At 71.1% G+C, this 25,620-nt stretch carries 24 protein-coding genes; 9 read left to right on the top strand and 15 right to left on the bottom strand.

The window, feature by feature from the left end:
- Positions 1–2 precede the first annotated feature (2 nt).
- Positions 3–2,030 carry an APC family permease gene (locus Aph01nite_RS32305; protein ID WP_444978696.1) on the bottom strand — a complete coding sequence of 676 codons (2,028 nt, stop codon included), beginning with the start codon at positions 2,028–2,030 and terminating at the stop codon, positions 3–5.
- Between the two features lie 121 nt (positions 2,031–2,151).
- Between Aph01nite_RS32305 and Aph01nite_RS32300 the strand changes: the two genes are divergently transcribed.
- Together Aph01nite_RS32300 and Aph01nite_RS32295 are read left to right on the top strand one after the other, a co-directional pair.
- Positions 2,152–2,817, top strand: coding sequence for a potassium channel family protein (locus Aph01nite_RS32300; protein WP_204044826.1), 666 nt, complete (start codon positions 2,152–2,154; stop codon positions 2,815–2,817).
- Positions 2,817–3,476 (top strand): potassium channel family protein, encoded by a 660-nt coding sequence (locus Aph01nite_RS32295; protein WP_204044825.1) that lies wholly within the window; start codon positions 2,817–2,819, stop codon positions 3,474–3,476. Before Aph01nite_RS32300 ends, Aph01nite_RS32295 begins: the two co-directional genes overlap by 1 nt.
- A 7-nt stretch (positions 3,477–3,483) precedes the next feature.
- Here Aph01nite_RS32295 and Aph01nite_RS32290 read toward each other — a convergent pair whose 3' ends face one another.
- From Aph01nite_RS32290 to valS, 6 genes are all read right to left on the bottom strand, one after another.
- On the bottom strand, positions 3,484–4,185 hold the full coding sequence (locus Aph01nite_RS32290) for a DUF3159 domain-containing protein (RefSeq protein WP_239162143.1): 702 nt from the start codon (positions 4,183–4,185) through the stop codon (positions 3,484–3,486).
- Positions 4,186–4,228: 43 nt separating this feature from the next.
- Entirely contained in the window at positions 4,229–4,615 is a 387-nt protein-coding gene (locus Aph01nite_RS32285) for an OB-fold nucleic acid binding domain-containing protein (RefSeq protein ID WP_204044824.1), read from the bottom strand.
- Between the two features lie 48 nt (positions 4,616–4,663).
- Positions 4,664–5,332 (bottom strand): DUF3710 domain-containing protein, encoded by a 669-nt coding sequence (locus Aph01nite_RS32280; RefSeq protein WP_204044823.1) that lies wholly within the window; start codon positions 5,330–5,332, stop codon positions 4,664–4,666.
- 27 nt (positions 5,333–5,359) lie between these two features.
- A complete protein-coding gene (gene dut, locus Aph01nite_RS32275; RefSeq protein WP_204044822.1) occupies positions 5,360–5,797 on the bottom strand; it encodes a dUTP diphosphatase in 438 nt (145 codons plus the stop codon).
- Positions 5,798–5,808: 11 nt separating this feature from the next.
- Positions 5,809–6,948 carry an AI-2E family transporter gene (locus tag Aph01nite_RS32270; protein ID WP_239162142.1) on the bottom strand — a complete coding sequence of 380 codons (1,140 nt, stop codon included), beginning with the start codon at positions 6,946–6,948 and terminating at the stop codon, positions 5,809–5,811.
- Between the two features lie 101 nt (positions 6,949–7,049).
- Positions 7,050–9,566 carry a valine--tRNA ligase gene (gene valS / locus Aph01nite_RS32265; protein ID WP_204044821.1) on the bottom strand — a complete coding sequence of 839 codons (2,517 nt, stop codon included), beginning with the start codon at positions 9,564–9,566 and terminating at the stop codon, positions 7,050–7,052.
- Positions 9,567–9,635: 69 nt separating this feature from the next.
- Here valS and Aph01nite_RS32260 point away from each other — a divergent pair, with 69 nt between their 5' ends.
- Positions 9,636–9,935: a DUF4235 domain-containing protein gene (locus Aph01nite_RS32260; protein WP_204044820.1), complete on the top strand. Its 300-nt coding sequence runs from the start codon at positions 9,636–9,638 to the stop codon at positions 9,933–9,935.
- 28 nt (positions 9,936–9,963) lie between these two features.
- Here Aph01nite_RS32260 and Aph01nite_RS32255 read toward each other — a convergent pair whose 3' ends face one another.
- The 5 genes from Aph01nite_RS32255 to Aph01nite_RS32235 form a co-directional block, all read right to left on the bottom strand.
- Positions 9,964–11,340, bottom strand: coding sequence for an alpha,alpha-trehalose-phosphate synthase (UDP-forming) (locus Aph01nite_RS32255; RefSeq protein WP_204044819.1), 1,377 nt, complete (start codon positions 11,338–11,340; stop codon positions 9,964–9,966).
- 162 nt (positions 11,341–11,502) lie between these two features.
- Complete coding sequence (locus tag Aph01nite_RS32250) at positions 11,503–12,300, bottom strand: hypothetical protein (protein ID WP_239162141.1); 798 nt, start codon at positions 12,298–12,300, stop codon at positions 11,503–11,505.
- A gap of 19 nt (positions 12,301–12,319) precedes the next feature.
- Positions 12,320–12,619 carry a DUF4193 domain-containing protein gene (locus Aph01nite_RS32245; RefSeq protein ID WP_030505490.1) on the bottom strand — a complete coding sequence of 100 codons (300 nt, stop codon included), beginning with the start codon at positions 12,617–12,619 and terminating at the stop codon, positions 12,320–12,322.
- A gap of 268 nt (positions 12,620–12,887) precedes the next feature.
- Positions 12,888–14,234, bottom strand: coding sequence for a sensor histidine kinase (locus tag Aph01nite_RS32240; RefSeq protein ID WP_239162140.1), 1,347 nt, complete (start codon positions 14,232–14,234; stop codon positions 12,888–12,890).
- Entirely contained in the window at positions 14,231–14,884 is a 654-nt protein-coding gene (locus Aph01nite_RS32235) for a response regulator transcription factor (protein WP_204044818.1), read from the bottom strand. Before Aph01nite_RS32235 ends, Aph01nite_RS32240 begins: the two co-directional genes overlap by 4 nt.
- Positions 14,885–15,094: 210 nt before the next feature.
- Between Aph01nite_RS32235 and Aph01nite_RS32230 the strand changes: the two genes are divergently transcribed.
- Positions 15,095–15,259, top strand: a complete 165-nt coding sequence (locus Aph01nite_RS32230; protein ID WP_170316760.1) for a hypothetical protein — start codon at positions 15,095–15,097, stop codon at positions 15,257–15,259.
- Between the two features lie 31 nt (positions 15,260–15,290).
- Here the strand turns inward: Aph01nite_RS32230 and Aph01nite_RS32225 are convergent, their stop codons facing one another.
- Together Aph01nite_RS32225 and Aph01nite_RS32220 are read right to left on the bottom strand one after the other, a co-directional pair.
- Positions 15,291–16,106: an inositol monophosphatase family protein gene (locus Aph01nite_RS32225; protein ID WP_204044817.1), complete on the bottom strand. Its 816-nt coding sequence runs from the start codon at positions 16,104–16,106 to the stop codon at positions 15,291–15,293.
- A gap of 10 nt (positions 16,107–16,116) precedes the next feature.
- Positions 16,117–18,090 (bottom strand): alpha/beta hydrolase family protein, encoded by a 1,974-nt coding sequence (locus Aph01nite_RS32220; protein ID WP_204044816.1) that lies wholly within the window; start codon positions 18,088–18,090, stop codon positions 16,117–16,119.
- Positions 18,091–18,161: 71 nt separating this feature from the next.
- Between Aph01nite_RS32220 and Aph01nite_RS32215 the strand changes: the two genes are divergently transcribed.
- Positions 18,162–19,136 (top strand): ferrochelatase, encoded by a 975-nt coding sequence (locus Aph01nite_RS32215; RefSeq protein WP_204044815.1) that lies wholly within the window; start codon positions 18,162–18,164, stop codon positions 19,134–19,136.
- Here Aph01nite_RS32215 and Aph01nite_RS32210 read toward each other — a convergent pair.
- Complete coding sequence (locus Aph01nite_RS32210; protein WP_239162139.1) at positions 19,093–20,250, bottom strand: lytic transglycosylase domain-containing protein; 1,158 nt, start codon at positions 20,248–20,250, stop codon at positions 19,093–19,095. The two genes, Aph01nite_RS32215 and Aph01nite_RS32210, sit on opposite strands and share 44 nt — an antisense overlap.
- Before the next feature lie 181 nt (positions 20,251–20,431).
- On the opposite strand from Aph01nite_RS32210, the gene Aph01nite_RS32205 reads away from it, so the two are divergent.
- The 4 genes from Aph01nite_RS32205 to sepH all read left to right on the top strand — a co-directional run.
- On the top strand, positions 20,432–21,652 hold the full coding sequence (locus Aph01nite_RS32205) for an MFS transporter (RefSeq protein WP_204044814.1): 1,221 nt from the start codon (positions 20,432–20,434) through the stop codon (positions 21,650–21,652).
- Positions 21,653–21,667: 15 nt separating this feature from the next.
- A complete protein-coding gene (locus Aph01nite_RS32200; protein ID WP_204044813.1) occupies positions 21,668–22,942 on the top strand; it encodes a D-arabinono-1,4-lactone oxidase in 1,275 nt (424 codons plus the stop codon).
- 115 nt (positions 22,943–23,057) lie between these two features.
- Positions 23,058–24,197 (top strand): S8 family peptidase, encoded by a 1,140-nt coding sequence (locus Aph01nite_RS32195; RefSeq protein WP_204044812.1) that lies wholly within the window; start codon positions 23,058–23,060, stop codon positions 24,195–24,197.
- 161 nt (positions 24,198–24,358) lie between these two features.
- A partial coding sequence (gene sepH / locus Aph01nite_RS32190; protein WP_204044811.1) for a septation protein SepH occupies positions 24,359–25,620 on the top strand: 1,262 nt, incomplete at its 3' end.

Here is a 25,620-nt window from a genome sequence, read left to right as displayed (position 1 = left end):
CATCATGCCTTGAGCTGAGTGTCGTCACGCCCGTACGGCCTGCGCACCTGCCCCGGCGCGGACGGTTCGGGACGGCCCCTCAGCCGGTCGGCGGACTCCAGCTGCCACGGCACGCTGGTCACCATCACGCCCGGCTTGAACAGCAGCCGCCCCTTGAGCCGCAGCGCGCTCTGGTTGTGCAGCAGGTGCTCCCACCAGCGCCCGACCACATACTCGGGGATGTAGACGGTCACCACGTCCCGCGGCGAGCGGCGGCGCAGTGAGCGCACGTAGTCCAGGATCGGCCGGGTGATCTCCCGGTACGGCGAGTCAAGGATCTTCAGCGTCACCGGGATACCCCGCCGGTCCCACTCCTCCCGCAGCCGCGCCGACTCGTCCGGATCCACGCCCACGCTCACCGCCTCCAGCGTGGAGGGCCGGGTCGCCCGCGCGTACGCCAGGGCCCGCAGGGTGGGCTTGTGCACCTTCGAGACCAGCACGATGGCGTGGTTACGCGCCGGCAGCATGGAGGTGTCCACATCGCCCTCGGGCGCGGCCAGCTCGGTGGCCACCGCGTCGTAGTGGTGCCGGATGCCCTTCATCATCAGGAACAGCAGCGGCATCGCCACGCAGACGATGTACGCCCCGTGCGTGAACTTGGTCACCAGCACGACCACCAGGACCACCCCGGTCATGACCGCGCCGAAGCCGTTGATCAGCCGGGACCGCATCATGTGCAGCCGCTTGCTCGCGTCGGTCTCGGTGCGCAGCAGCCGGGTCCAGTGCCGGACCATGCCGGTCTGGCTGAGCGTGAACGACACGAACACGCCCACGATGTAGAGGTTGAGCAGGCGGCTCACGTCCGCGTCGAAGGCCCAGATGAGCAGGCAGGCGGCGGTGGCCAGGATGACGATGCCGTTGCTGAAGGCCAGCCGGTCGCCCCGGGTGTGCAGCTGGCGGGGCAGGTAGCGGTCCTGGGCGAGGATGGAGCCGAGCACGGGGAAGCCGTTGAAGGCGGTGTTGGCCGCCAGGAACAGGATCAGCGCGGTGACCGCGGACACCAGGATGAACAGCACGGTGTCGGCCCCGAACACGGCGGAGGCCACCTGCGAGATGATCGGTTCCTGGTAGTAGGCCGGGCCGACCGGGCGGCCGTCGGTGCCGAGCAGCCCTTCCGCGACGTGGGCCGGGTCGGCGACGGTGACCCCGGACTTGAGGCCGAGGAAGATGATGCCGCTGAACATGGTGACGGCCACGATGCCCATCATGAGCAGCGTGGTCGCCGCGTTCCTACTCTTCGGCTTGCGGAAGGCGGGCACGCCGTTGCTGATCGCCTCGACGCCGGTGAGGGCCGCGCAGCCGGACGCGAAGGCCCGCAGCACCAGGAAGACCAGGGCGAACTCGGCCAGGTTCACCTGCTCGGGCACCACGTCGAAGCCCTCGGTGGGCGCGTGCAGGTCCTGCCCGAGCACGAACAGCCGGATCAGGCCCCAGCCGATCATGGCGATGACCGCGGCCATGAACGTGTACGTCGGGATGGCGAAGGCGATCCCCGACTCCCGGATGCCGCGCAGGTTCATCATGGTGAGGACGACCACGATGCCGATGGCCACCCCAGGCTTGTGCTCCCCCACGAACGGGATGGTGGCGCCCACGTAGTCGACGCCGTTGGCCACCGAGACGGCCACCGTCAGCACGTAGTCCACCAGCAGCGCGCTGGCCACGGTGAGCCCCGCGTTGGAGCCCAGGTTCTTGGTGGCCACCTCGTAGTCGCCGCCCCCGCTCGGGTAGGCGTGCACGTTCTGCCGGTAGGACGCGACCACGGTGAGCATGATGACGACGACGGCCAGCGCCACCCAGGGGCTGAACCGGTAGGCCGCCACTCCCGCGATCGAGAGGATGACCAGGATCTCCTGCGGGGCGTACGCGACGGACGACAGAGCGTCGCTGGCGAAGACGGGCAGCGCGATGCGCTTGGGGAGCAGCTGGCCGTGCAGCTCCGTGCTCCTCAATGCGCGCCCGACCAGCAGGCGCTTGGTAAAATCCGTCACTTTTGACACGTCAGATGATGCTAGCCGTCCGTGCGTGGCCCGGCGCACGCGGCACTCCTTCCGCGCGCCATACTGGGCACACAGGACTGGGCACACAGACGTCTCGACACCGGCGGGGAGCATGCACATTGTGATCATGGGGTGCGGGCGGGTGGGATCGACCCTCGCGCACATCCTTGAGGACAACGGCCACTCGGTCGCGATCATCGACCGGGACCCGCAGGCCTTCCGGCGGCTCCGGGCCGGCTTCCGCGGCCGCCGGGTGACGGGCATCGGCTTCGACCGGGACGTCCTGGAGGAGGCCGGGATCGAGTCCGCCCAGGCGTACGTGGCGGTCAGCAGCGGCGACAACTCCAACATCATCTCGGCCCGGGTGGCCCGCGAGAACTTCGGCGTGGACAACGTCGTGGCCCGCATCTACGACCCCCGGCGCGCCGAGGTTTACCAGCGGCTGGGCATCCCCACGGTGGCGACCGTGCGGTGGACCGCCGACCAGATCCTGCGCCGGGTGCTGCCGGAGGGCGCCGAGCCGCTCTGGCGGGATCCGACCGGCACGGTGGTGCTGGCCGAGGTGACCTTCAACCCGGCCTGGATCGGCACGGCGGTGCGGCAGGTGGAGCTGACCACCGGCGCCCGGCTGGCGTTCATCAACCGCATGGGCGAGGCGCTGGTGCCGAAGGACGACACGGCCGTCCAGGAGGGCGACATCCTGCACGTGGTCGCGGCCGGCAACGAGATGGAACGGGTCAACAAGGTGCTGTCCGGCGTTCCCGACGAGGAGAACTGATGCGCGTCACGATCGCGGGGGCCGGCGCCGTGGGGCGCTCGATCGCGGCCGAGCTCCTGGAGAACGGCCACGAGGTGCTGCTCATCGACATCGACCCCAAGGCCATCAAGATCGACAGCGTGCCCCGGGCGGAGTGGCTGCTCGCCGACGCCTGCGAGATCACCGCGCTGGACGAGGCCGGGCTCAACGCCTGCCATGTCGTGATCGCCGCCTCCGGCGACGACAAGGTCAACCTGGTCGTCTCCCTGCTCGCCAAGACCGAGTACGGCGTACCCCGCGTGGTCGCCCGCATCAACCACCCCAAGAACGAGTGGCTGTTCAACGAGTCCTGGGGCGTGGACGTGGCCGTCTCGACGCCGCGCCTGCTCAGCGCCCTGGTCGAGGAGGCGGTCAGCGTCGGCGACCTGGTCCGGCTGATGACCTTCCGCCAGGGCCAGGCGAACCTGGTCGAGCTGACCCTGCCGGAGGACGCGCCGGTGGTCGGCCAGCGGGCCGGTTCGGTGCCGTGGCCGACCGACTCGGCCCTGGTGGCGATTCTGCGCGAGGGCCGGGTCCTGGTCCCGTCGGCCGACGACCCCCTGGAGGCGGGCGACGAGCTGCTCTTCGTGGCCAGCCAGGAGGTCGAGGAGGAGCTGGGTCAGCTCCTGTCCCCACACTGACCGGGCTTCACACCGCCGGCTGGGCCTGTACGGCCGTGCGGCCCCGGGCGAGCACCCAGCCGACCGTGGCCAGCGCGGCCAGGTAGACCGGCCAGCCGAGCGCGACCTTGGCGATGCCCAGCCAGAAGACCTGCCCGGCCAGGTAGAGCGGGATCTGCACGGTCAGCTTGATCAGACCGGGCAGCACCATGATCCAGGACACCTTCGTGCACAGCTTCACGATGCCCTTGTCCCGGTGCCAGGCCAGCGGGTCCTCCGGGTTGGTGGCCCCGAGCATGAACCCCATGAACGGCCAGCGCACCAGGATCGAGAAGATCATGATGGCTTCGACGACGGCGATCCACAGCATGCCGGGCAGGAAGGCGTCCTCGGCCTTGCCGCTGCGCAGCGCGAAGAACGCGCCGATGCCGATGCCGAACAGGCTGTTGAGCACGAACTGCGGCGTGGACCGCTGCACGATCCGCAGCAACAGCAGAGCGGCGGCCAGGCCGCCGCTGATGATGAGCGAGAGCTGCAACTGCGCGGTGGTGATCCAGGACAGCGTGAACGCGATCGTGGGCACGGCGGCCTCGATGGTGCCGCGTCTGCCGCCGAAGGCCTTCGCCAGCTGGGCCCGGACGGCCGCCTCGACCGTGTCGTAGCTCTCCGCGGGTTGCGGGGGCGCCGTCGCGGTGGGCTGCACCGGCACGGCCTCATCGGCGGTACTCACTCGTCGTTCACCGTTTCCTTGTAATACCGGAAATTTCCGGTGTTCATCCGGCTGGGCGCAGCTCGTATCGCGGGTTGAACATGACCTTCCGGCCGTCCTGGAAGCTCACCAGACCCTCGGCGCGGACCACCCGGCCAGGTTCGATGCCCACGATCCTCCGGCGGCCGAGCCAGACCAGGTCGATCACGTCCGACCCGTCGTAAAGCTCGGCCTCCAGCGCGGGCGCGCCGCCGCGCGGGCGGAGCGTCACCGTACGCAGCGTACCGGCCACGCAGAAGCGTTGCCGCTCGCCGCACGAAGCGATCGGGGTCGCGCCGTGCCGGTCGAGGTCCTCCCGCAGCTCGGCGGCCTCGAGTTCGGCCTGGCTGCTGGTCAGTCGCCGAAAGAAGCCGCGCAGACCGCCCCTTTTTTCGGGCTCCTGAGTTGTCATGATTTATCAGCGTAGGCGATGCCTGCCGCCGGGGGCCAACGCCCCCTGTCACCGGATTTCGGTGATCTCCGGACCGCGCTCGAACGGGTTGTAGTACTCCGGCTCGGGCTCCTGCTCCATGGCCTGCCGCGCCTCCGCGGGCAGCCGCAGCGCGATCGGCTCCTTGGGCGCCATCGGCTCGTCGCCCCGGACCACCACGATGTCCTTGATCACGTCCTCCAGCGTGGCCGCGGCGGACGAATCGACGGCGGCCCGGCCGCTCACGACCGCGCGCAGGAACCAGCGCGGCCCGTCGATGCCCAGGTAGCGGACCGGCTGCAGGCCGTCACCGCCCTGCTGCGGCACCTTGGCGGAGAGCTCGGTCCCGAACGGGCCCTCCCGCTCCTCCACGGTGCCGCCGGCCACGCCGACCTCGCGCACGAGCTCGGCCCTGACCTCGTCCCAGATGCCGCTGCGCTTGGGCGCGGCGAACGCGTGCACCTGCAGGGCGCTCTCCTCCACCAGCACCAGCGCGCCGATGATCTGGTCGCCCGCCACCTGCAGCTGGACCTCGAACCCGGCCCCGATGGGCAGGAGCAGGCCGCCGAGGTCGACGCGTTCAGCGGTGGGAAACCCCTCGTCGGCGTCCCACGGACCTGACTCTCGGACCGGGGCCGCCGGTTCCGTCTCGGGCGGGGCCACGCTCTCGGCGGTGGCGCCGCGTCGGCGTCGGAACACGTCTTTCACACTCCTTGACTTGACTCATTACCTGCCGGTGGAGCCGAATCCCCCGGCGCCGCGCGCCGAGCCGGGCAGCCGTTCCACCTCGTGGAAGGCCGCTTTCTCCACCTGCTGGATGACCAGCTGCGCCACCCGGTCGCCGCGCCGCAGCTGGATCGTCTCCTTGCTGTCGGTGTTCAGCAGCGTGACCCGGATCTCGCCCCGGTACCCGGCGTCGACGGTACCCGGCGCGTTCACCAGCGTGACGCCGTGCCGGGCGGCCAGGCCCGAGCGCGGGTGCACGAAGGCCGCGTATCCGTCGGGCAGCGCGATCGCCACTCCGGTGCCGACCACGGCCCGCTCGCCGGGCAGCAGCTCGACGTCCTCGGCCGCGTAGAGGTCCGCGCCCGCGTCTCCGGGATGCGCGTACGACGGGAGCGGCAGCTCGGGGTCGAGCCGGTGAATCAGCACCTCGACACTCATGAGTCGAAACCCTACCGGCTCGGCGTGCCCGGCACCGCGTCTCCCGCGCCTGGTGGGGGCGGTGTTTTCGGTGACGGCTCGGGTGGTGATTCCGGTGGCGGTTCGGCGGCCGGGGGCAGCGCGGGCGGCTCGTCACGGCGCAGTTCCGGCAGCGCGCGGTAGATGACCGCGGTCACCGGCACCGCCACCGCGGCCCCGGCGATGCCGCCGAGCACGCCGCCGACGGCCAGCACCAGGATGATCGCGAGCGGGTGGAACTCCAGCGCCCGGCCGACGATGAGCGGCTGGAGCACGTGGTTCTCCAGCTGCTGCTCGACGATCAGGATGCCGACGAAGATCAGCGCGTACACCCAGCCCTGGGCGCCGAAGACGACCAGGGTGGCGACGCCGCCGGCGAAGAAGATGCCGACGATCGGGATGAAGCTGGCCAGGAAGATCAGCACCGCGAGGGGCGCCCAGAGCGGCACCCGCATGCCCGCCAGCACCACACCGATGATCACGCCGTGTACGGCGGCCACCGCCACCGTGCCCAGCACGTAGTGCGAGAGCGTGCGCCACGCGGCCCGGCCGGCCCGGTCCACCCGGGGGGCCGCCGAGCCGAACGCCCGCAGGAACCAGGCCCAGATCCGGTCGCCGTCCTTGAGCAGGAAGAACGCGATGAACAGCAGCAGCACGATGGAGGCGAGCACCTCGATGATCGCGGTCGCGCCGGTCAGCACCGTGCTGGTGATCTGGCCGCGCTGCTGGTCCAGCTGCCGGGTGAGCTCCTCCACGAAGTCGGCGATCTGCGCCTCTTTGAGGTGGAACGGGCCGGTGATCAGCCAGTTCTGGGCGTCCCTGGCGGTCTGCTGGATCTGCGCCACCAGGCGGGGGAACTCGTCGTTGGCCCGTACGCCGATGATGAAGCCCACGCCGATGATGAACGCGAAGGCCACCAGCATGGTGATCCAGGTCGCGTAGATCGGCCGCAGCCCCGCCGCGCGCAGCCGGTTGGTCAGCGGGAAGAGCAACGCGGCGAGCAGGAAGGCGATGGCCACCGGCAGCGCGACGAAACTGAGCCTGGCGATGATCATCGCCACCAGGTAGACGAGCGCCCCGGTCACGATGACCCGCCAGCTCCAGGCGGCCAGGGTGTTCAGGGTGGGCGGCACCACCGGTCCACGCCGGTGCGGTCCTCGGTCTGAAATCTGACGCTCCCTTTCCGAGATCACACATCCACCCTGGCACGCGCCGCGCCGAAGCGCGCACTTGTTTACCCGAGTACGGTGCCCACCGTGAGCGCTCCCTCACCCGGTTCCAGCACGAACTCCTCCACGTTCCCGGCCGCGCACAGGTCGTCCTGGGCCAGCCGGACCAGCTCAGCCTCGGCGCCGGTCACCTCCAGCCGGGCGATCTCGGCGCGCATCGACAGCTTGGCCCCGGACTTGGCCTTGCGGACCTGCCGCAGCACCTCGGCGACGGCCTCCAGCACGGCCGGGTCGCCGTCCCGGCCGGCGGGGGCCGGCCAGTCGGCGCGGTGCACCGAGCCGGGCCGCCACCAGGACCAGACCTCCTCGGCGACGAACGGCAGGAACGGCGCGAACAGCCGCAGCAGCACGTCCAGGGCGTGCCGGAGGGCGGCCACGGCGGAGGCGTCCCCCTCGTAGGCGCGGGCCTTGACCAGCTCCAGGTAGTCGTCGCAGAACTGCCAGAAGAAGCGTTCGGTCCGCTCCAGGGCCCGGGTGTAGTCGTACGCCTCGAAGGCGTCGGTGGCCTCGCCCACCAAAACGTCCAGGGCGGCCAGCATGGACAGGTCCACCGGGGCCGTGACGGGCCCGTCCTGCTCGCCGAAGCCCAGGATGAACTTGGCCGCGTTGAGGATCTTGATGGCCAATCGGCGGCCGATCTTGATCTGGCCGGTGTCGAAGGTGGTGTCGGTGCCGGAGCGGCCGTTGGCGGCCCAATAGCGCACGGCGTCGGAGCCGTACTCCTCCAGCAGGCCCATCGGGGTGATCACGTTGCCGACGGACTTGGACATCTTCTTGCGGTCCGGGTCCAGGATCCAGCCGGAGATGGCGGCGTGCGCCCACGGCAGGGTGCCGTGCTCCTGGTGGGCCCGGAGCACGGTGGAGAACAACCAGGTACGGATGATCTCGTGCGCCTGCGGCCGCAGGTCCATCGGGAACACCCGCTGGAACAGGTCCTCGTCCCGCTCCCAGCCGGCCGCGATCTGCGGCGTCAGCGAGGAGGTCGCCCAGGTGTCCATCACGTCGGGATCCCCCGCGAACCCGTACGGCTGGCCGCGGCGGGCCTCGCTGAACCCGGGCGGCGCGTCGCTGGAGGGATCCACCGGCAGCATGCTCTCCGGCGGCGTGATGGGCGCCTCGTAGATCGGCTCGCCCTCGGAGTCCAGCTGGTACCAGACCGGGATGGGCACCCCGAAGAAGCGCTGCCGGGAGATCAGCCAGTCGCCGTTGAGGCCGGTCACCCAGTTGTCGTAGCGCACCCGCATGTGGGCCGGGTGCCAGGTCAGCTCCTTGCCCCGGTCGAGCAGCTGCCAGCGCAGCTTCTCGTCCCTGCCGCCGTTGCGCACGTACCACTGCCGGGTGGTGACGATCTCCAGCGGCCGGTCGCCCTTCTCGTAGAACTTGACCGGCCGGTGCACCCCGCGCGGCTCCCCGTCGAGGTCGCCGGTCTCGCGGAGCATCTGCACCAGCCGCTCGCGCGCGCTGTGCGCGGTCTTCCCGGCCAGCTCCTTGTACGGCTCGGCGGGCACCCCCTCCGGCGCCTCGGCCATCAGCCGCCCGTCCCAGCCGATGATGGCCCGGGTCGGCAGGTCCAGCTCGCGCCACCAGGTCACGTCGGTGACGTCGCCGAACGTACAGATCATGGCGATGCCGGAGCCCTTGTCCGGTTCGGCCAGGTGGTGGGCCAGCACCGGCACCTCGACCCCGAACACGGGCGTGCGCACGGTGCTGCCGAACAGCGGCCGGTAGCGCTCGTCGTCCGGGTGGGCGACCAGGGCCACGCAGGCCGGGATCAGCTCCGGCCGGGTGGTCTCGATCCAGACCCGCTCGGCGAAGCCCTGCGCCTGCTGCTCGGGCGTCAGGTGGAACCCGATCCGGTGGAACGCGCCGGGCCAGTCCCGGTCCTCCAGCTCCGCCTGGGCCACGGCGGTGCGGAAGGTCACGTCCCAGAGCGTGGGCGCCTCCGCCAGGTACGCCTCGCCCCTGGCCAGGTTGCGCAGGAAGGCCCGCTGCGAGGCGGCGCGGGCGTTGTCGTCGATGGTGGCGTAGGTGTGCGACCAGTCCACGGAGAGCCCGAGCCGCCGCCACAGCGCCTCGAAGGCCTTCTCGTCCTCGACGGTGAGCCGCTCGCACAGCTCGATGAAGTTCCGCCGCGAGATCGGCACCTGCTGCTTGCCGGGCTTGTCCGGCGGCGCGAACTCCGGGTCGTACGGCACCGAGGGGTCGCAGCGCACGCCGAAGTGGTTCTGCACCCGCCGTTCGGTGGGCAGGCCGTTGTCGTCCCACCCCATGGGGTAGAACACCTCACGACCGCGCATGCGCTTGTAGCGGGCGATCAGGTCGGTGTGGGTGTAGGAGAAGACGTGGCCGACGTGCAGGGAGCCGGAGACGGTGGGCGGCGGGGTGTCGATCGAGTAGATCTGCTCGCGCGTCCTGGTCCGGTCGAAGCGGTAGGTGCCGTCGGCTTCCCAGCGGGCTACCCATACCGTCTCCAGCCCGTCGAGGGAGGGCCGTTCCGGGGGCGGGATTCGCTGAGTCGTCATGCCACCTCATGGTATGGCGTCAGCATGGGCGTGGCGGGTACAGGCTAGGGTCGTTACCGAGGAGGAATCATGGCGGGTAAGGAAGAGAAACCGGACATGCAGTGGCGTATCGTCGGCGGCCTGGTCGGGCTCGCCGTGGGGTTCGCCTCCAAGAAGGTGCTCTCCTTCGTCTGGGAGAAGGCCACCGGCAAGAAGCCCCCGGTCAGCGCCGACTCCCCCGACGTGAGCCTGGGCGAGGCCCTGGCGTACGCGGTCGTGATGGGCCTGGGCATGGAGGTGGCCAGGATCGTGACGACCCGGGCCGCGGCCAGGAAGTGGCAGAACTGGAAAGCGGCGGCCCGGGACCTCCAGGACGAGATCAAGGACTGACCGGCTGACCGGCCGACGGGCTGAGGGGCTAGCTCTCGAGCGCCGTCAGGAACTCGTTCGCCCACCGGTTCACGTCGTGGGTGGCGACGCGGCGGCGCAGCGAGCGCATCCGGCGTCCCAGCTCGTGCGGGGGCGCCTGCATGGCGGTAATCATGGAGCGTTTCATCCCGTCGATGTCGTACGGGTTGACCAGGTAGGCCTGGCGCAGCTCGTCGGCCGCCCCGGCGAACTCGCTGAGCACCAGCGCCCCGCGCAGGTCGTGCCGGCAGGCCACGTACTCCTTGGCCACCAGGTTCATGCCGTCCCGCAGCGGGGTGACCATCATGACGTCGGCGGCGCAGTAGAGCGCGGCCAGTTCCTCCCGGCCGAAGGACTGGTGCATGTAGGTGATGGGGGCGCGGCCGATCTCGCCGTACTCGCCGTTGATCCGGCCGACCTGCAGCTCGATGTCGTTGCGGAGCCGGATGTACTCCTCGACGCGCTCCCTGGTCGGGGTCGCGACCTGCACGAACACCGCCTCACCCGGCTTGAGCCTGCCCTCGGCGAACAGCTCGCCGTACGCCTTGAGGCGGGCCCTGATGCCCTTGGTGTAGTCGAGCCGGTCCACGCCCAGCAGCACGTGCTCGGGATCGCCGAGTTCGGCCCTGATCTCCTTGGCCCTGGCCATCACGTGCGACTCGCGGACCAGCTGGTCCAGCTCCCCGAAGTCCACCGAGATCGGGTACGCCTCCGCCCGCACGGTCCGCCCGTCGTCCAGCTGAATGTCGTTCTTGACGGCCGAGACGCCCAGCATCTTCCGGCATAGCCGGACGAAGTTGGACGCGCCGCCTGGACGCTGGAATCCGACCAGGTCGGCCCCCAGCAGCCCCTCCAGCAACTCCCTGCGCCAGGGCAGCTGCTGGAACAGCTCGCCGGGCGGGAACGGGATGTGCAGGAAGAACCCGATCTTCACGTCGGGGCGGAGCTTGCGCAGCATGGCGGGCACCAGCTGGAGCTGGTAGTCCTGCACCCACACCACGGCGCCCGGCGCGGCGGCGTCGGCCGCGGCGCGGGCGAAGCGGTCGTTGACCGCGCGGTACGCGTCCCAGAGCACCCGGGAGTAGATCGGCGTGGCCACCACGTCGTGGTAGAGCGGCCACAGTGTCGCATTCGAGAAGCCCTCGTAGTAGAACTCGACCTCCATCGAGGACAGCGGCACCGGGATGAGGTGCATGCCGTCGTGGTCGAACGGCTTGAGCTCCTCACCCGCCGCTCCGGTCCAGCCGAGCCAGGCCCCGTCACGGCGCTGCATGACGGGCGCGATCGCGGTCACCAGACCGCCGGGACTACGGCGCCATTGTTTTTCGCCCACACGGTCGACCGGCAACCGGTTCGCGACGATCAGGAACGAGCTGGTGCCACGCATGAGCCCTCCAGTGCATCGCCTTAGGACCACCATACGTAAGGTCCCCGTAACGGCCCATACCCCCTGGGACGTGCACAATTCAGGACCAAAACTGTGAGAATGATCTCCCGCAGGTCGGCAGCCCTGGCCAAGAGGTTTAGACCACTACATTACAGTTTGATATCAAACCGAGGGGCTGGGTGGCAAAGCGCGCTGACGGCGCAGATCCGCCCGTACGGCGGCGGCCAGGCGCTTGGTCGCGGCCCGGTTGAGCGCGCCGCCCGCGACGGCGCCGGTGAGGAACGGGCCCAGCGTGGTGAGATGACGCCCGAGCGTGCGCATCAGGCGGTTGCGCAGCGAGGCCTTGGCCGCCGCGCCGAGTGCCAGCGTGACCGACGCCGGGCTGAGCGGGTCCACCCCGCGCTGTTTGGACCAGGCCACGGCGAACTGGGCGGCGCGTTGCCCGCCGCTGCCCTGCACCTGGACTCCGTAGGCTTCGTGCAGCTCGGCCAGGAGTTTGACCTCGATCGCGGCCACGACCAGGGTTTCGGCGACGAGCTGGGCCGGAGCGGAGAGCAGCAGTGGAGGGGCGGCGAACTCGGCCGCCGCGAGGGCGCCCCCGACCGCGCCTACGGCCGTGGTGGCCTTCGCCGCGGTGCGGACCAAGTCGTCGGCCAACTGCTCGCCGGTCAGGCCGTAGTGATGCTCCTGGAGGGTCGCGAGATCCCGGATCGGAAGCCGTGGCGCGATGTTCATGAAGACATCGGCCAGCCAGCGCCCCCTGCCGACCCCGGACGCGCCCGCCTTCCTGGCGGAGACGGCCAGTGCCTTGCTGAGACGGCCGAGCAGCCGGCGCCGCTCGGCCCCGTCCGTCTCCGCTGGGGACCCGTCCTGCGCGACGAGCTTGCCGACGAGCTCGGCTACCTCGTCCGGCTTTTCCTCGTCCGGTGTTTCCTTGGATCGATCCGCTTCAGAAGCCATCGACGGCCCCTTCCCTGAATCAGGCGGCGCACTCGCGGCAGACCTGCTGCCCGTTCTTCTCCGAGGCCAGCTGGCTGCGGTGGTGCACCAGGAAACAGCGGGAGCAGGTGAACTCGTCGGCCTGACGAGGAATCACCCGGAGCGAGAGCTCCTCGTTGGACAGGTCAGCCCCCGGCAGCTCAAGCGACTCGGCCAGGTCGGTCTCGTCGATGTCGATGCTGCCCGACGACTTGTCGCTGCGCCGCGCCTGGAGTTCCTGAAGGCTGTCCTCATTCAGGTCATCGTCGGTCTTGCGCGGGCTGTCGTAGTCGGTAGCCATGTGCGTACTCCATCCCCCTCATCTATCTGTCTGCGCGTCGTCGCGCGTCTTAACGCTCGGAAGGCCAATCTTGTGCCCGCATCTTCCGGGAGATTTTGCAATCGGTACCCCGGATGCGCGGACGACGAACCTTCCGACACGATGGCGCCGTCGCCGGCAAGGCTCCAGTTAGCCAAATATGGCGAAACCACAGCATTGGCGGGATGACCCACCGCGTTCGACGGCACATCCAACCACATGTGCGGGGCCGATGTGCAGCAGGGTCGGATCAGCGCGCCGACGGTGTTGCCACGGGCGGTCCGCCCGCGAGTCGCACCGTCACCACGAGCCCTCCACCGTCCCGGGGGACGGCCGTCACGACGCCTCCGTGCGCCCGCACGATGGCGCGCACGATGGACAGTCCGAGCCCGGCTCCCTTCGCCGATTCCACCCGGTCGGCATGCAACCGCCGGAAAGGCTCGAAAATACTGTCCACCTCGTACGCCGGTACGTGCGGACCCGTGTTCGCGACCTGAACAACGGTGCCCCCCTCGACAATTCCCGAACGCACCCAGACCTTTCCCTCGCCGCCGTTGTATTTGATGGCGTTCTCCACGAGATTGGCCACGCAGCGCTCCAGCAGCACCGGATCGCCCATTGTGGTGGCCGGATGGAGGTCGTGATCCACCTGCACGTCCGCCTCGCCGGCCTGCTGGGCCAGCTGCTCGATGGCCGTCCTGGCCACCTCCCGCACGTCCACCGGCTTGCGCACCGACAGCTCGCGCTCGCTCCTGGCCAGCAGCAGCAGCCCCTCGATCAGCCGCTCGTTCCGCGCGTTGGTGCCCAGCAGGGTACGGCCCAGCACCCGCAGGTCCTCGGAGGCCTGCGGATCGGACAGCGCCACCTCCAGCACGGTCCGGTTGATCGCCAGCGGGGTGCGCAGCTCGTGCGAGGCGTTGTCCACGAACCGGCGCTGCGCGTCGAAGGCGATGTTCAGCCGGGTCAGCATGGCGTCGAAGGTGTCGGCCAGCTCCTTCAGCTCGTCGTCGGGGCCGTGCAGGTCGATCCGCTCGTGCGCGAGCGAGCTGCCGGAGAGCTTCCGCGCGGTGGCGGTGATCTGCGTGATCGGCCGCAGCGCCCGGTCGGCCACCACGTAGCCGAGCATGACGGCCAGGATGCCGATGCCGAGCAGCGCCATCAGCCCACGGGTGATCAGCCCGCTCAGCACGGTCGTGGTCGCGGTGGCGTTCCGCACCATGATCTCCTGCTGCCAGTAGTCCTGCAGCCACTGCTCGGTGCCGGGGGGCACGGTCAGGTTGACCCGCAGCGCGCTGTCCACCACCGGGCGCACCAGGATGTACATCACGATCAGCAGCAGCGCCCCGGCCACGAAGAAGAGCGTGCTGTAGGTGAGCGTGAGCCGCCAGCGGATGCTCATCCGGTCGGGCAGCGCCTTGATCCGGTCGGCCAGCGGGGGTGGCGGGCTCGGATGCGCTCCGGGCGGGGGCGGGCCGTCCCAGGCGGGCGGGCCGCTGGGCGGCGGAGCCTGCCTGCGGTACGGGCCCGTGCCCATCGGAGAGACCATCCGCGGCCCCCGCCGGGGCGCGGTGTCCGCCACGTCGCGCGGTTCAGTCACAGCTTGTATCCCACTCCGGGCACGGTCTCGATGATCTGGGGCTCACCGAGCTTCTTGCGCAGCGTCATCATGGTCACCCGGACCACGTTGGTGAACGGGTCGATGTGCTCGTCCCAGGCCTTGTCCAGCAGGTCCTCCTGGCTGACCACGGCGCCCTCGGCGCGCAGCAGCTCCTCCAGGACCGCGAACTCCTTCTTGGTCAGGGCGATCTCGGCGCCGTCCCTGGTGACCAGGCGTTTGCCCGGGTCCAGCCGGACCCCCGAGCGTTCCAGCACCGGTGGGAGGGCGGGGGCGGAGCGGCGGCCGAGCGCGCGGACCCGGGCGATCAGCTCCAGGAACGCGAAGGGCTTGGCCAGGTAGTCGTCGGCGCCCAGGTCCAGGCCCTCGACCCGGTCGTCCACGTCGCCGGCGGCGGTCAGCATGATGATCCGGGTGGCGGAGCGCTCCGCCACCAGCCGCCGGGCCACCTCGTCCCCGTGCACCTTGGGCAGGTCCCGGTCCAGCACGACCACGTCGTAGTCGATGTAAGAGGTCTTCTCCAGCGCCTCCGCGCCGTCGTAGGCCACGTCCACGGCCATCGCCTCGCGCCGCAGCCCGGTCGCGATGGCGTCGGCGAGCACCCTCTCGTCCTCTACCACCAGTACTCGCATCGGCTTCCTCCTCGTGACCGCCCTGGGCCCCCATTCTTCCGCCTCCGCGAGTAAGCCCACGGTAAGCGGCTGAAGATCCCCTGGAAGAAGCGCGAAATCTCCTGGTTTAGGGTTGCCCGCCCGGTGGGTAAAGGGAGCACACACACCCCTCTGTCCGATGCCGGGGAAGGCGTTGTCCTCCCCAGGCGGACCGCTGAGAAAGAAGGTGAGATGGGCGAGTTCACGACCACAATCGAAACCCGGCTCGACCAGGCCTACAAAGGACTTCAGGAGGCCAGGACCAGCGGCGACGATTTCCTCGCCGACACGCTCACCGCCGAGATCGAAGATCTCCGGAGGCTGGCCGACGACCACGGCATCCCGCTTCCGCGCTGACCGGCGAAACCCTGCCCTCGCCCCCATCGGCCTACCGGCCGGTGGGGGCGTCGCGTTCCGGGTCCAGGGACGCCAGCAGGTCGTGCAGTTCCTCGAACAGCCCCGGCGCCGCGCAGACCGCCATCTCGGGACCGACCGGCTTCCCGTGCAGCCCCCCGACACGCGCCCCCGCCTCGGCCGCGATCAACCCGCCCGCGGCGTGGTCCCAGTACTGGGTGCCCCGCTCGTAGTAGCCGTCCACCCGGCCTGCCGCCACCGAGCACAGATCGACCGCGCACGAGCCGGCCCGCCGGATGTCGCGCACCCGGGGCAGCACCACGGCGACCACCTCGGCCTGGACGACCCGGCGGGACGCCTCGTAGCCGAACCCGGTGGCGATCAGCGCCCGGTCCAGCGGCACGCCGGTGTTGCAGCGCAGCCGCTCCCCCGCCAGCCAGGCGCCGCCGCCCTTGGTCGCGGTGAACAGCTCGCCCGTGGGGACGGCGTTCACCACGCCCGCGACGATCTCGCCGTCCACCTCGACGCCGATGCTGACGGCCCAGGACGGCAGGCCGTACAGGAAGTTGACGGTGCCGTCGATGGGGTCGACGATCCAGCGCACGCGGCCCCGGCCGGCGTCCGCGCCGGCCTCCTCGCCGAGGATGGCGTCGCCGGGGCGGGCCGCCCTGATCCGGGCCCTGATCAGGTCCTCGCTCTCCCGGTCGAGGGCGGTGACCACGTCGGTGGGGCTGGACTTGGTGTCCACCACCTCGGGGCGGGCCGGGCGTTTGGCCAGCAGCATCTCCCCGGCCTCGGCGGCGATGTCCTTGGCGAGGGCGAGCAGGGCGAGCGGATCTTCGGGGCGCATGCCGTCCAGGCTATCGAGTCGCCCATTCCTCCCCGAGGTCGATCAGCCCGGTGACCGCCGGGGGGTCGAAGGCGGGTTCGACGTGGCGGTATAGGAAGGTGAGGACGGTGTCGTACCAGGCGAGGACGTTGCCGGGCTTGGTGATCCAGTGGCCCTCGTCAGGGAAGTAGAGGAAGCGGGATTCGACGTCGGAGCGGCGCAGATCCCACCAGAGCCGCAGCGCCTCGCCGATCGGCACCCGGTAGTCCTTGTCGCCGTGGATCACCAGCATCGGGGTGGTGATCTTGTCGAGTGAGCGGTCCGGGGAGAGCCGCTGGTAGGTGGGGCCGCCGGGCGCGCCCCACTCGCGCTGCCAGTACATGGCGGCGTCGGTGGTCCCGGCGAACTGCTCCAGGTTCCAGAGCGAGGCGTGGGTGACGATGGCCTTGAACCGGTCGGTGTGCCCGGCCACCCAGTTGGCCATGTAGCCGCCGAACGAGCCGCCCATCGCGGCGATGCGCTGGTCGTCGATCTCCGGCAGCTTGAGCGCGGCGTCGGTGATCGACATCAGGTCGCCGAAGGTGGCCGGGCCCCAGTCGCCCCAGCCGCGTTCGATCATCGCCTGGCCGTACCCGGTGGAGAGGCAGGGGTCGGGGAGGAGCACCGCGTAGCCGTGCGCGGCCATGATCCACGGGTTCCACCGCCAGGACCAGTCGTTCCAGCTGCCCAGCGGGCCGCCGTGGATCCAGAGCAGGAACGGGGCCGGGTTCTCGGCGCTGGCGCCCTCGGGGAGCACCAGCCAGCCGCGGATGTCGGCGCCGTCCTCGGCCCTGGCGGTGACCTCGGTGAGGGTGCCGGGCAGGTCCAGCGCGGGGATCGGGGCCGGCAGGTGCTCGACGGTCCCGTCGGGGGTGATCCGGACCGGCGCGGGTGCGGCGTCGATCGCGCTGCGCAGGGCGTAGAGGCTGCCGTCGGGGGCGGGGTTGAGCTCGGCGTAGGCAGCGTCGTCGGCGGTGAGCCTGACCGGGTCGCCGCCGTCCAGCGGGATCCGGTAGACCGGGCGGCGGCCCTGGTGGTCCAGCGCCGCGTAGAGGCAGTCCGGGCCCCAGGCGAGGGCTCCGGGGAAGACCTCGCCGCCGTGCGGGCGGCCCTCGCCGGTGGCCAGGTCGACCACCCACAGTTCCATGGCGACCGGGCTTTCGACGGTGCCGTGCCACTCCCGGACGCAGGCGACGTGGCGGCCGTCGGGCGAGACGCGGACCGGGCCGAGGAAGTCGTGCGTCTCGGAGGCGGCCAGCACCCGGCGCTCGCCGCCGGTGAGGGCGATCAGCTCGGAACGCGAGTTGCCCGCGCCGGTGCCGACGCGCCAGGTGGTGACGACGGTGGCGCCGTCCGGGGTGACGTCGAAGGACGCCTGGTCGAGGGCGCGCCCCGGCCGCGGGGTGAGCTCGGCGCCGTCGAGGAGGAACAGGCGGGACTCCGCGGGGCCGAGGTCGTGGTCCCAGTAGCGGATGGGGTAGTCGTCGTAGACGACCGCGCTGACTCCGGCCTCCTTGCGCGCCTTGCGGCGGTCGGCCTCGGTGCCGGCGTCGCCGGGGAGCACCTGGGCCGCGTACACGATCGTGCCGCCGGCCGCCCGCACACCGGTGATCGCGCCAGGCCGGGTGGCCAGGCGGCGGGCCTCGCCGCGCTCGGGCAGCAGCCACAGCGCGGGCGCCTCGGAGTCGCCGTCCTTCTCGGCGGGGTCGGGGCGGCCGGAGACGAACAGCAACTCGCCGTCCGGGGTGAACTCCGCGCCTCCCTCTCCCTTGGCCGAGCGGGTCAGCCGGTACGGCTCCGCCCCCGCCTCCAGCGGGATTTCCCACAGCGCCGTGCCGTACGACTTGCCGTCCGGATCGAGGGACTGGACCACCGCCACCAGCCGGGTCCCGTCGGGCGACAGCCGCAGCCCGGCCACCCGGGGGGCCGCCACGTAGGAGCGCAGATCATGGAAGATCGAAGTCATCTCTCGAACCTACCGCCGGCCCGGCACGGACCGAGAAGGAGACCGGGGGGATCGCCGCCTACCCTGGTTGCATGGCCAAATATGACGCGCTCGTCGTGGTGTCGTTCGGCGGGCCCGAGCGACCCGAGGACGTGCTGCCGTTCCTGGAGAACGTGGTGCGCGGGCGGGGGGTGCCGCGCGAGCGGCTGCTGGAGGTCGAGGCGCACTACCAGGGCTTCGGCGGGGTCAGCCCGATCAACCAGCAGTGCCGGGACCTGGTCGCGGCCCTGGAGAAGGTCGTGGACGTGCCGGTGTACTGGGGGAACCGGAACTGGCATCCGTACCTGGCGGACACCGTGCGGCAGATGGCGGCCGACGGGGTCAGGACCGCGGCCGCGTTCGCGACGGCGGCGACCAGCTCGTACTCCAGCTGCCGGCAGTACATCGAGGACATCGCGCGGGCCACCGCCGCGGTGCCGGACGCGCCCCGGCTGGTGAAGCTGCCGCACTTCTACGACCATCCCGGGTTCGTCGCGGCCATGGCCGACCACACCTGGGGGGCGCTGGCCGAGGCGGGCGAGGACGCCCGGCTGGTGTTCACGGCGCACAGCGTCCCGCTGTCCATGGCGGCGGCGGCCGGTCCGAGGGGCGGGGCGTACGAGGCCGAGCTGCGGGCCGCGTCGGCGCTGGTCGCGGCGGCGGTCGGGAAGGATGACTTCGACCTGGTGTGGCAGAGCCGCAGCGGCCCGCCGCAGGTGCCGTGGCTGGAGCCGGACGTCTGCGACCACCTGGAGGAGCTGGCCCGCCAGGGCACCGAGGCCGTCGTGCTGGTGCCCATCGGGTTCGTCTCCGACCACATGGAGGTCAAGTACGACCTGGACACCGAGGCGGCCGCCAAGGCGGCGGAGCTGGGCCTGCGGATGGCCAGGGCGGGCACGGCGGGCACCCACCCCCGGTTCGTCTCCATGATCAAGGAGTTGATGGCGGAGCCCGAGCCGGCCGCCTGCCCCGCGACCTGCTGTGTCATTGGTTCGGGTAGGCCAGCGCGTACGCCTGCGACAAGTTGAGCACCTTGTCGACGTACGACCAGGAATGGTTGTAGTGCCACACGGCCTTCCTGAGCTGTTCGCCGCCTTGGCCCGCCTTGTTGGCGCATAAGTAGTTGGCGGCGGACGGCACCGCGTCGTACGCGCTCCAGATGTCGGAGACGCCGTCGCCGTCGCCGTCCAGGCCGTACGCCTTCCAGGTGGCGGGCATGAACTGCATCGGGCCGAGCGCGCCCGCCGAGGAGGGTCCGTTGTTGCGGCCGTGGCTGCTCTCGACCTGGCCGATGGCGGCCAGCACGGTCCAGGACAGGCCGGGGCAGACGCCGGCGCCGCGCTGGTAGAGCTCCAGGTAGCTGTCGGGGCGGCCGACCAGGACGTTCCTGGCGGCGACCCGGGTCTGCCGGGGCTCGGGTTCCCGGCCGACGGCAACCAGCTGGGTGCCGCCGCCGAGCAGCCGGCTCACGCGTCCCTCGTCGATGTTCTCGCCGTGGACCATCACGACCACGCCGGGGGCGAACCCGAGTTTCGCGCCCAGCTCCTTGCCGATCAGGCCGTCCACGCCGGGGAAGCCGAGCGCGGCCGAGGCGGCGACCCGGAGCCGGGGCCCGCCGTCGAGCTGGTACTGCGCGCCCAGGACCAGGCTGAGCCGCTTCATCACCGCGCTGTCGGCGACGATCTCGCCGCGCGCCAGCGCGCTCCACACGGCCGGATGGTCGGCCACGGCCTTGGGGGTCCAGGAGCGAAACTGGGCGGGGTCCACGGCGAGCAGCTGCAAACGGGTGCCGGCCACCCGGACGGTCCCCCCGTCGACCACGGCGACCTTCTGCACGTTCTTCACCTTGGCCAGGCTGTGCAGGACCTGCTCCGGCACCTTCGCGCCGGCGATGGCCAGCAGCCGGGGCGGGGTCACCTGCACGCTGGGGCCGCCGACGACGGGCGGAGCGGACGGCAGGGTGCGGTCCGGGACCAGCGCCTGCCGGGAGGTGCCCACCGCCGTTTCCGTGTCGCCCCCTGAGTCGTCCCGGACCAGCAGGATCACGCTGCCCGTGGAGACGGTCACCGTGATGGCCATGGCCAGTCCGGCCACGAGCCCGCGAAGCGGCGTGAGCCAGGGAAGATCGGACACCCGGTTCACGCTAGTAGCTTATCGGCGGAAAACTCACTTGCCTTCCGACGGCGCGGTGCGCCATGGTCGGATCGGGTCTATTGGGGAAAACCAGCTGTCCGCGTGCCACTCACCCATGGCCGCAGCCGATCCCGGTCGGCGTGCCCGGACGCACTACATCGTGCCCAGGGCGCGCGAGAGGGGTTCTGTCATGGTCGGGCCGTACCGAGGGCTGTTCAGCATGCCCGGAGCCAAATCGTTTGTTGTGGCGGGGTTCGTGGGGCGGATCCCCATCTCCATGCTCGGCATCGGCATCACGCTGCTCGTGCACTCCATCACCGGTTCGTTCGCCACCGCCGGGGCCGTCTCGGCCATCGTGTCCCTCGCGTACGCCGTCGCCGCGCCTCTGTCGGGCCGCCTGGTGGACCGGTTCGGCCAGGCCAGGGTGCTCGTGCCGTTCGTGTTCGTGCACGGGATCGCGCTGTCGGGGCTGATGCTGCTCGCGCACGCGCACGCCCCCGTCTGGACGCTGTACGCCTCCGGCGCCCTCGCGGGCCTGTCCGCCACCTCGCTCGGCTCGATGGTCCGGGCCCGCTGGTCGCACCTGCTCTCCAACGGCGACGACACCAGGGGCGACTCCGGCAAGCTGCACGCCGCGTTCTCGTTCGAGTCGGTCGCCGACGAGGTCATCTTCGTGACCGGCCCGGCGTTCACGGCCGTGCTGGCCACCAGCGTCAACGCGTACTCCGGGCTGATCGTGGCGGCCGTGCTGACCGTCGTGGGCACGCTGGCCTTCTCGCTGCTGAAGAGCACCGAGCCGCCCGTGGTACGGCACCGGGAACAGCGTGGCACGCCCATCGCCATCCCCGGCGTGGCGCTGCTGTCCGCGGTGATGCTGGCCATGGGCGCGGTCTTCGGCAGCGTGGACATCGTCACCGTCGCCTTCGCCGAGGAGCACGGCAACAAGGCCGCGGCCGGGTTCCTGCTCGCCTGCTTCTCCGGCGGCAGCATGGTCTCCGGCCTCTGGTACGGCGCGCGGGTCTGGAAGATCACCCTGCGCACCCGCCTGGTCCGCGGCCTGGTCGTGTTCGTGGCCGGGCTGACCCCGGTGCTGCTCATGGGCAACCTGGGCGCGATGGCGGTGGCGCTGTTCTTCGCCGGTCTGGCCATCTCGCCGACGCTGATCACCACGTTCTCGCTGATCGAACGCATGGTCCCGGCGGCGCAGCTGACCGAGGGCATGGCCTGGCTGTCCACCTCGATCGGGTTCGGCGTGGCCGTCGGGGCGTGGGCGGGCGGGCACCTCACCGACAGCTACGGGCCTTCCAACGCGTACGGCTTCGCGTACGTGTGCGCGTTGCTGGCGATGGTGGTGGGTGTGGCCGGTTCATCCTGGTTGCGGACAACGGTGGCTTCCGAGACAAGGTCATGAGTACCGTTCATATTCATGCGCTTCGTTAACTGGGCGGGGAATCAGGCGGTCGTGCCCGCCGAGGTCCGTACTCCGGCGTCGGCGGCCGAGGTGGCGCAAGCCGTACGGGATGGGGCGAAAACCGGGCGGAGCGTGCGCATGGTCGGGACCGGCCACTCGTTCACCGGCGTGGCGCTCACCGACGGGCTGATGCTGCGGCCCCACCGGCTGACCGGGATCCTCGCCTACGGCGGCGACTGGGTGCGGGTCGCGGCCGGGACGCCGCTCCACGTGCTCAACGAGGAGCTGCACCGGCGCGGCCTGGCGCTGGCCAACATGGGCGACATCACCGCCCAGACCGTGGCCGGGGCGATCCAGACCGGCACCCACGGCACCGGCCGCGACATCGGCGGGCTCGCCGACCAGGTGATCGAGCTGGAGCTCGTGCTCGCCGACGGCTCGATCACCACCGTCCGGGACGGCGACCTGTTCGACGCGTGCCGGGTCGGGCTGGGCGCGCTCGGCGTGCTCACCTCGGTCACCTTCCGGGTGGAGCCGTCCTTCCTGCTGCGCAACCGGCGCGACCCGATGTCGTTCAGCGGCATCCTGGCCGGCCTCGACGCCCTCACCGCCGAGAACGAGCACCTCGACTTCTTCTGGCTGCCGCACACCGACACCTGCCTGGTCAAAAGGAACAACCGCAGCGAGGGCCCGGCCGCGCCGCCGAGCGCGGTCAAGCACTGGCTGGACAACGTGTTCCTGGAGAACACGCTGTTCGGCATGGCCTGCGCGGTCGGGGCGCGGTTCCCCGGCGCGATCCCGCGGATCAACGAGCTGTCGGCGCGGCTGCTGAGCGCGTCGGAGTCGGTGGACACCTCGTACAAGATCTTCACCAGCGTGCGGGAGGTGCGTTTCCTGGAGACGGAGTACGCGATCCCCCGCAAACACCTCGGCCAGGCCCTGCGCGAGACCCGGGACCTGGTGGAGCGCATGGACTGGCGGATCAGCTTCCCGGTCGAGGTACGGGTGACGCCCCCGTCCAGCGCCTGGCTGTCCACCGCGTACGGGCGGGACTCGGCCTACGTGGCGTGCCACATGTACCGGCCCACGCCGCACCCGGAGTACTTCGCCGGGGTCGAGGAGATCATGACGCGGCTGGGCGGGCGGCCGCACTGGGGCAAACTCCACACCCGCGACGCGGACTACCTGACCGGCGTCTACCCCCGGTTCGCCGACTTCGCGAAACTGCGGGACGAGCTGGACCCGGACCGGATCTTCGGCAATCCCTATCTGGCGGGTGTGCTGCCCTAAACCCAGAGGTGGGTAAAGAGTGCGGCGGCGTCGCGTGTCCCGCGCCGCCGGGTTTCCGCGCGGGCGGCACATTGCGGGGGCGGGCCGCCCGGCCCCCCTACCGAGGAGCTCCTGCATGAACCGGTTCGGCCTCTACCCGACGGCCGCCGTGGCGACGGCGCTGGCCACCACGGCCGCCCTCGTGACCGCGAGCCCGGGAGGCCTCGCGGTGCGGGCGGCGGACGAAGGGCTCAGGCCGTACATCGTGACCACCCGCGACGTCGGGGAGGCCTGGCGGGTCGGGTCGCGGCTGCGGGTCACCCGCTACTACGCCGGCGTGCTGGCCGGGTTCGTGGCCTGGCTCAGCCCGGAACAGGCGGCCGGGCTGACCGCCGACCGCGGCGTCACCGGCGTCGAACCGGACCGGCTGGTCACGGCCCAGGACGTCAGCTGGGGCCTGGACCGGCTCGACCAGCGGCAGCTGCCTCTCGACGGGCGAACCGGGCATCGGGGGCGGCACGGCGGACGGCACGGCGGGCGCGGGGTGACCGTCTACGTGCTCGACACCGGCCTCGACGCGGCGCACCGCGAGTTCGGCGGGCGGGCCGCCGTGGCCTTCGACGCCACCGGCGGGGACGGCTTCGACTGCAACGGCCACGGCACCCACGTCGCCGGGATCATCGCCGGGGCGACGGTCGGGGTGGCCAGGGCGGCCGGCATCCAGGCCGTACGGGTGCTCGGCTGCGACGGCTCCGGCACGGTCTCCGACGTGATCGCCGGACTCGACTGGGTACGGACCAACGCCGCCGGACCCTCCATCGCCAACCTGTCCCTCGGCGCACCCCGCTCCCGGGCCCTGGACACGGCGACGACCGCCCTGGTCCGCTCCGGCGTCCTCGTGGTGGCCGCGGCCGGCAACGGAGGCGGCGACGCGTGCCGCACCTCGCCCTCGGGCGCGTCCGGCGTCTTCGGCGTGGCCGCCTCGGACGAAAGCGACCAACGCGCACCTTTCTCCAACCACGGCCGCTGCGTCGATCTGTACGCCCCCGGCGTCGACATCCTCTCCACCTGGCCAGACGACACGCTGCGCCGCCTCAGCGGCACCTCCGTGGCCGCGCCGCACGTGTCCGGAGCGGCCGCGCTGCGCCTCGGCGGGAACCGGTCGGAGACTCCCACTTCTCTGTTCACTTGGCTGAAGTCCACCGCGACGAGCGGCGTCATTGTGAAGAATCGGGGAAGGACCCCTAATCGCTTGCTGAACACCGGCGGCCGGTAGCAAGGTGGAGCCGGTAAATGTGACCGGCGTCACATCGACTCCCACGCCCCTGGAGAAGGCGATGTTCGGACATGCCGGGTACGGTGCTGGAAGGCAACCGGCTCACGCGAGACACTCAAGGGTCCGGGGGAAGATTTCAGCTCGACGACGAAGGGACTCGCATGCAGGAGCTCCGTCTCGTCGCGGTGAGCGAGGACGGCACCTACCTCGTTCTGGCCACGGCCGGAAGGGGCACCCGGTTCACGCTGCCCGTCGACGATCGGCTCCGCGCTGCGGTTCGCGGCAACTTCTCCCGTCTCGGCCAGTACGAGATCGAAGTGGAGAGCCCGTTGCGTCCCAAGGAGATCCAGGCGCGCATCCGCGCCGGCGAGACCGCGGAGGAGATCGCGGCCACCGCCGGCATACCGGTCGAACGTGTGCGCTGGTTCGAGGGCCCCGTGCTCCAGGAGCGCGAGTACGTGGCCCAGCAGGCGCAGCGCGTCGCGGTCCGGCTACCCGGCGAGAACACCCCCCGCCCGACACTCGGTGAACTCGTCGCGGAGCGGCTCACCCGCCGCGGCGTGCCCGCCGACGAAATCGACTGGGACTCCTGCAAGCGCGACGACAACCTGTGGCGGATCAAGCTCGGGTTCGTGTGGAACGGGCACACCCGGCACGCCGAATGGCTCTTCGACCCGCGCCGCCGGCACATCACCCCGTACGACGACGAGGCGCTGCGCCTGTCCGCGGCCGAATACGTGGACCCGCCCCAGGAGGAGGCGACCGTCCGCCCCTTCGTGCCCCGGCTGGCGGGCAAGCTCGCGCCCGTGCCGGCGTTCGAGCCCCGCTTCGAGCCGGAGCCGGCCGCGCCGTACGCGGAGCCCGGTGGCTTCACCGACCCCTCCTACCAGGACCCGGCCTACCTCCAGCGCTACACCGAGCCCACTCCCCTGCCTTCCCCCACGCCGGTCCGCCCGGCCGCCTTCCACCCCGAACACCGCCCCATGCCGGTCCCCGCCTTCCTCCCCGAGGACCCGGCCCCTGCCTCCCCCGTCAGACCCCTCCCGGAAGCCACCCCGCTCCCCTACCCGGCCGCCGCTTCCCCGACGTTCGCAGGCCCGAACCCCACCCCGGCTCCGGCCGCGTACGCGGAACCCACGCGCCCAGCCGCTCCCGCCGTTTCCTACTCCGAGCCTCCCTTCCTGGGCGCGAACCCGGCTCCCGTCGTTCCGACCCCGGAAGCTCGCCCGGCCGCCGGCACCGTCTCCGGCCCGCAGGTTCCTCATACGGTCGCGGACTCGCCGACTCCGAGCTCCGTCGCGGGTTCGGCGTCCGGCGCAAGCGCCGACACGAAGCCGTTGGACCCGACTGCGAGCTCCGTCCCGGGCCCGGCCTCCGGCGCAAGCGCCGACGCGAAGACGCTGGACCCGGCCACGAGCTCCGT

Origin of the sequence: Acrocarpospora phusangensis (genome assembly GCF_016862995.1) — a bacterium.
GTDB lineage: Bacteria > Actinomycetota > Actinomycetes > Streptosporangiales > Streptosporangiaceae > Acrocarpospora > Acrocarpospora phusangensis.
This window is presented reverse-complemented; position numbering and strand designations above follow the sequence as displayed.

Coding starts and splice junctions, on each gene's coding strand:
- Aph01nite_RS32300 (WP_204044826.1), top strand. CDS start 2,152: ATGCACATTGTGATCATGGGGTGCGGGCGGGTGGGATCGACCCTCGCG.
- Aph01nite_RS32295 (WP_204044825.1), top strand. CDS start 2,817: ATGCGCGTCACGATCGCGGGGGCCGGCGCCGTGGGGCGCTCGATCGCG.
- Aph01nite_RS32285 (WP_204044824.1), bottom strand. CDS start 4,615: ATGACAACTCAGGAGCCCGAAAAAAGGGGCGGTCTGCGCGGCTTCTTT.
- dut (WP_204044822.1), bottom strand. CDS start 5,797: ATGAGTGTCGAGGTGCTGATTCACCGGCTCGACCCCGAGCTGCCGCTC.
- valS (WP_204044821.1), bottom strand. CDS start 9,566: ATGACGACTCAGCGAATCCCGCCCCCGGAACGGCCCTCCCTCGACGGG.
- Aph01nite_RS32260 (WP_204044820.1), top strand. CDS start 9,636: ATGGCGGGTAAGGAAGAGAAACCGGACATGCAGTGGCGTATCGTCGGC.
- Aph01nite_RS32255 (WP_204044819.1), bottom strand. CDS start 11,340: ATGCGTGGCACCAGCTCGTTCCTGATCGTCGCGAACCGGTTGCCGGTC.
- Aph01nite_RS32250 (WP_239162141.1), bottom strand. CDS start 12,300: ATGGCTTCTGAAGCGGATCGATCCAAGGAAACACCGGACGAGGAAAAG.
- Aph01nite_RS32245 (WP_030505490.1), bottom strand. CDS start 12,619: ATGGCTACCGACTACGACAGCCCGCGCAAGACCGACGATGACCTGAAT.
- Aph01nite_RS32235 (WP_204044818.1), bottom strand. CDS start 14,884: ATGCGAGTACTGGTGGTAGAGGACGAGAGGGTGCTCGCCGACGCCATC.
- Aph01nite_RS32230 (WP_170316760.1), top strand. CDS start 15,095: ATGGGCGAGTTCACGACCACAATCGAAACCCGGCTCGACCAGGCCTAC.
- Aph01nite_RS32225 (WP_204044817.1), bottom strand. CDS start 16,106: ATGCGCCCCGAAGATCCGCTCGCCCTGCTCGCCCTCGCCAAGGACATC.
- Aph01nite_RS32220 (WP_204044816.1), bottom strand. CDS start 18,090: ATGACTTCGATCTTCCATGATCTGCGCTCCTACGTGGCGGCCCCCCGG.
- Aph01nite_RS32215 (WP_204044815.1), top strand. CDS start 18,162: ATGGCCAAATATGACGCGCTCGTCGTGGTGTCGTTCGGCGGGCCCGAG.
- Aph01nite_RS32205 (WP_204044814.1), top strand. CDS start 20,432: ATGGTCGGGCCGTACCGAGGGCTGTTCAGCATGCCCGGAGCCAAATCG.
- Aph01nite_RS32200 (WP_204044813.1), top strand. CDS start 21,668: ATGCGCTTCGTTAACTGGGCGGGGAATCAGGCGGTCGTGCCCGCCGAG.
- Aph01nite_RS32195 (WP_204044812.1), top strand. CDS start 23,058: ATGAACCGGTTCGGCCTCTACCCGACGGCCGCCGTGGCGACGGCGCTG.